The organism is Candidatus Zixiibacteriota bacterium (assembly GCA_040752815.1).
Classification (GTDB): domain Bacteria; phylum Zixibacteria; class MSB-5A5; order GN15; family FEB-12; genus JAGGTI01.
Genome location: JBFMGC010000092.1, coordinates 1 through 4,815, shown reverse-complemented (window position 1 = coordinate 4,815; position 4,815 = coordinate 1). Strand labels below are relative to the sequence as shown.

3 protein-coding genes are annotated in these 4,815 nt (G+C 58.5%); all 3 read right to left on the bottom strand.

Translation table 11 applies throughout. The features are described from left to right. Positions 1-118: 118 nt before the first annotated feature. Entirely contained in the window at positions 119-1,114 is a 996-nt protein-coding gene (locus AB1772_13130) for a glycoside hydrolase family 3 N-terminal domain-containing protein (protein MEW5797284.1), read from the bottom strand. A gap of 49 nt (positions 1,115-1,163) precedes the next feature. Then, positions 1,164-2,723 (bottom strand): sensor domain-containing diguanylate cyclase, encoded by a 1,560-nt coding sequence (locus AB1772_13125; protein MEW5797283.1) that lies wholly within the window; start codon positions 2,721-2,723, stop codon positions 1,164-1,166. Positions 2,724-2,787: 64 nt separating this feature from the next. Further along, positions 2,788-4,536 (bottom strand): carbon starvation CstA family protein, encoded by a 1,749-nt coding sequence (locus AB1772_13120; protein MEW5797282.1) that lies wholly within the window; start codon positions 4,534-4,536, stop codon positions 2,788-2,790. Between the last annotated feature and the right edge of the window lie 279 nt (positions 4,537-4,815).

Here is a 4,815-nt window from a genome sequence, read left to right as displayed (position 1 = left end):
CTGCCCGCGCGAGCGGTCGATTTGAAGCGCCGCCAGGTCGAGGCCGTCGGCGGACGTACCGGAGTTGAGACCGAGTACCACCAGTCTCGACTTTCCGAGCAGGCGCGGCAAGTTCATCTCAGCGGAGGACCGGCCTTCCCAGCTTCAGTTTCACTCCGGAGACCCGGTCGAGCGCCGTGCGCAGACGCTCTGCCGGTATCTCACTCGCCCGCACTGCGTTCACGAAATAATCGAACGCTTCAACAGTCGCTTCGAAATCATGACAGAACAAGAGCAGGTCGTGCCCGGCGTTGAACGCAGCCACCGCACGCTGCCCGTAATCGCCCAGACTATCAGCACCCTTCATGGTCAGATCGTCGGTAATAAGCGGCCCGTCAAAGTTCAGGCTTTCGCGAATCAGGTTGGTGACAATATTCGACGATTCGGTAACCATCCTTGAATCCAGCTTGTCGACTATCATATGCGTGCTCATGATCAGATCGGCGCCGGCGTCGATACCGGCCGAAAACGGTATGCGCTCCCGCTGTTCCCAGAGCAGGCGATCGTAGCTCGCTTTGGTTACATCTTGGTGGGGGTCGATAGCCGCCGCGCCGAGTCCGGGAAAATGTTTGAGACAGCAGAGCATGCCCTGGCTGTGGGCTACCGCTACCGACACCCTGACAAAATCCGACACCTTGGCGGGATCGTAGCCGAAACACCGTCCCTCGAGGCAGACCGCCTTTTTGTTGAGAAAGAGATCGGCGACCGGCGCAAGATTGAGATTTATCCCAAGAGAGGTCATCAGCACAACCGCACGGTGGTAGTCCTCGCGGAAGTGCTCGAGGCTGTTCTGACGGCCGTAATCGGCGGCCGCCTTGAACTCGGCGGGCGCTCCCTTCAGGCGGCAGACCCGGCCCCCTTCCTGATCAATCGCCACGAGCGGGGGTGTCTCCAGCCGGAGATTTATGCGGCGGATATTCTCCCGCGCCGCGATATGAGTGGGGCAGTTCTCTTCAAAGAGAATCACGCCGCCGATCTGTTCCTCGCCAACAAAGTCGAGAAACGCCGGCGGCGGTTCCTCACCGGGGAAACCGAGAACAAACAGTTGTCCAATACGTTTAAGCAGTTCCTGCATATTCACACGCCGCCGAGGCGGCCCTTCCTGGAATATAGTTTACCATGGGCTACGATACACACACCAGATTCTTTCCACTTCCTTTGGCCTTGTAAAGCGCCTGATCGGCCACGCTGACCAATTCTTCCTCCGACCGGCCGTTCTCCGGATACGAGCTGACGCCTATCGACACCGTGATCTTCACCTTGCCGGTCTGACCGGTATCGATAATCGTGCTCTCCACCTGCGTGCGGATCCGTTCGCCAATGCGTTGCGCCTCCGCCAGCGGCGTCTGCGGCAGAATGACAACGAACTCCTCGCCGCCGTAGCGGCAGAAGATGTCGACGTCACGTACGCACTCTTTGATCACCTGCGCCAGGCGATGCAGCACCGCGTTGCCGGCCTCGTGGCCGTAGCCGTCGTTCAGTTTCTTGAACCAGTCGATGTCTATCATGATGATGGAGAGCGGCAGGTGATATCGGACCGCCCGCCGCTTCTCTTCCTGGAATTTCTGCACGAAGTAGCGGTAGTTATAAGAGTCCGTCAACTCATCCATGATCGTCAGCTCTTCGGTGCGTTTCAGAAGTTGGGCGTTCTCCAGGGCCAGTCCCGCCGATCGCGCCACCACCGAGAGGAGCTGCTCGTCGCGTTCGCTGAAAAATCCGGGCTCGGATGACTCGGCCAGGAGCAAACCGGTAGCGTGACCATGGAAGGTCATCGGGATGATGATCGCCGAGCGGGTTTCTGCCGTCAGAGGTTCGTAATCATCGCGGGTGGTCGTATCATTGACGCGAATAGCCTCGTGAGCCTTGGCCGCTCGGGCAATCAGTTGGTTGCGGGCAATCGCCAGCGGCCGCAGACTGTAGGAGGTGCGCCCGGCAATACATCGCGCGCGGTAATAGTAGCGGCCACCTACATTCTTGAGGATCATGACATACGTCGAGTATCCAAGGGTGCTGCCCAGTATGCGCATGACCTCCTTTACCACGTCATCCGGTTCCAGAATCGCCGCCAGCACACGAGTGTTCTCATAGATCAGCTCCAGCTGGGCCTGGGATTTTTCCAGTTCCGACGTGCGCAGGTTCAGCGTGTTGAACAGCTTCATCAGCCGCCGTTCAGACTTGCGCATGTATTCCGAGACATACGCCAGGGCCAGGAAATAAATCCACATGAAGCCGATGCGCATGGAGAAGCCGAACAGGTCCGGGACTTCAAGTTGTCCCGCCACAAGGGCGAGATACATGCCGGTCAGCACGATTGCCACGGTGAGCGCCGCCGCAAAGACGAGCACATAAGCCGCCACTGCGATAGTCAGAAAGAAGAACAGATAAAACGACGAATCCAGCCCGCCGGTGAACCAGATGAAAAGCGGCAGGAAGAGAACGTCGTACAAAATCGATCCGAGATAGGCCAGTTTCAGGTCGAACCTACCGTACATGCCGGCCAGGAACAGGCCGATCAGCAGCGCGTAGGATCCCGCCACGATGTAGAAGAAAAGCGCGTCGGCCCGGGCGTAGTCGCCAAAAACGGCGAACCAGCCGATCGACGCAAACGTCAGAACCCTGGTGAGCAGGAAGACAACGTCAATCCTGGGCAGAAGGGTGCGGTTGCGGTCCAGAAACAGTTTCATGCCGGTATCGGCCTTTCAGCCGTATACCGGCTATAATCGGCATTATTTGTTGCCGCTTAACGGATTATGCGGACGGCGAGATCTCGGGGGCACCCCTAACCGGGGAGAACTGGCGCAAGGACAGGAGCAGCACACCCACCGACAGGATCAGCAGCAGGATGTCGGTCGATGCCAAGAGTAAGCTGCCATTGGGCAGGTAGTCAGTAAACAGCTTATAACCTAATGCGGCTATTGTTGTTGCGATCATGATCCCCGCCGGTACGACCGTGAACCAACTTTTTCTGCCGGCGCGGTGCAGCCAGACCGTAACTGCAATTAACGTTAGCGCCGCCAGGAGTTGGTTCGCCGAGCCAAAGAGCGGCCAGATCGATTTCCACCCCTCACCCCACGCCACCAGGACCATAAGCAGCACCGACACACCGGAGTTGAACCAGCGCTCGAGAATGATCTTTGGCGGGCGGGCAAAAACGGTCTTCCACAGTTCCTCGAGGAGATAGCGGTTCAGCCGGACCGCCGTATCAAGCGTGGTGATCAAAAACCCCTCGACCACGAGAATGCCGAGCACCGAGCCGAGAGCTACCTGAAGTCCGAAGGTCGAGTTAAGCAGATGCCCCATGGAATAGGCGAAACCGAGAATCGGGTTCCCCTGGCCGACTTCCGGCCAAACGATATGCATGTACTCAGTGTAGCTGAGTGACGATCCCACCGTGACCAGTACCAGCACCGCCAGCATTCCCTCGAGCAACATCCCGCCGTACCCGATAATGCGAGCCTGGCCTTCCGATTGAAGTTGTTTCGAGGACGTCCCCCCGGCTACAAGAGAATGGAAGCCCGATATCGCACCGCAGGCAATCGTGATAAACAAGAACGGCCAGATCGGCCCCATGGCTTGTGCGCCTGCGGCCATATTAGACACCGGGTAGGTTAGGTGCGCTCCCTGGAAACCTCCCACGATCAGCCCGACCGCCATCGCCGCCATACCGGCATAGAGGATTTGGACATTTACAAAATCGCGCGGCTGAAGAATCCACCAGACCGGCACCTGGCAGGCCATCAGCGTATAAACTGCGATTATCACCATCCAGAGCCTGGGATCGAGAGCAACCGGAATCTGAAATCCGACATAGATCGACACCGCGCCCAAAGCCGCTGCGAGGAGATAAGCGGGAAGCGTGCGCAGACCGCGCTTGATCACAACATATCCCATCAGGGGCGCAAACAACGTGACAACTATCAGCGAGGTCGAGGCGATCCCGCCGATGATCCCGTGTGGGACGCCGTTGATGTCGCGTGTGCGAAGCAGCGTTTGTGCGCTGTCCAGGCCGAGATTATTCAGCGGCAGGAGCGAGGTCAGCGAGACGGCAGTCAAAGCGAGAAAGGCCGAGGTCACCAGGACGATCAGAATGGTCGTGAACCCGATAAAGAGTAGAAAGCCGGTCTGGCCGAGTGTCTTGCGGGCGATTTCGGCCATCGAGCACCCCCGCTCGCGTACCGAGGCGTAAAGCGCCACCAAATCATGTACGCCGCCGATCATAATCGCCCCAATTACCACCCACAGCCAGGCCGGGCCGACTCCGTAGAGTATGCCCATCACCGGGCCGACAATCGGTCCGGCTCCAGCAATAGTCGAGTAGTGATGAGCGAACAGCACCGCCGGCCGAGTGGGAAAGTAGTCGGTGCCGTCGTTGAGTTCGACCGCCGGCGTGATTCGAGTGCGGTCCTCGCCGACGGCGCGGGAAATAAACCGGCCGTAGATGCGATAAGCCAGTACGAACGCCACCAGTGCGGCCATAACGTAGATGAGCACGTTCATCGTAGATTCCTCGATGGTGTCCTGAGGTCCGAGAGTGTCATCTCACTAAACTGACTACCTTTCACGGCAACATTGTTCATGCCGGTTTCGTATGGGCAGCATGCCCGATCTTTACTCCGAGATCGGGCGGTATCAAGTATAATAACACTCGTGAGTTGGGAAAAGTACCAGCGGAACGAATGTCGGCGGCTACCGGCCGCTGGAACGCATCGCCCCCGAAAGGTGGGCCACCGGGCGTTTCTGTACCCCCCCAGCAAGAAAGGGGGCCCCCCACGCCCC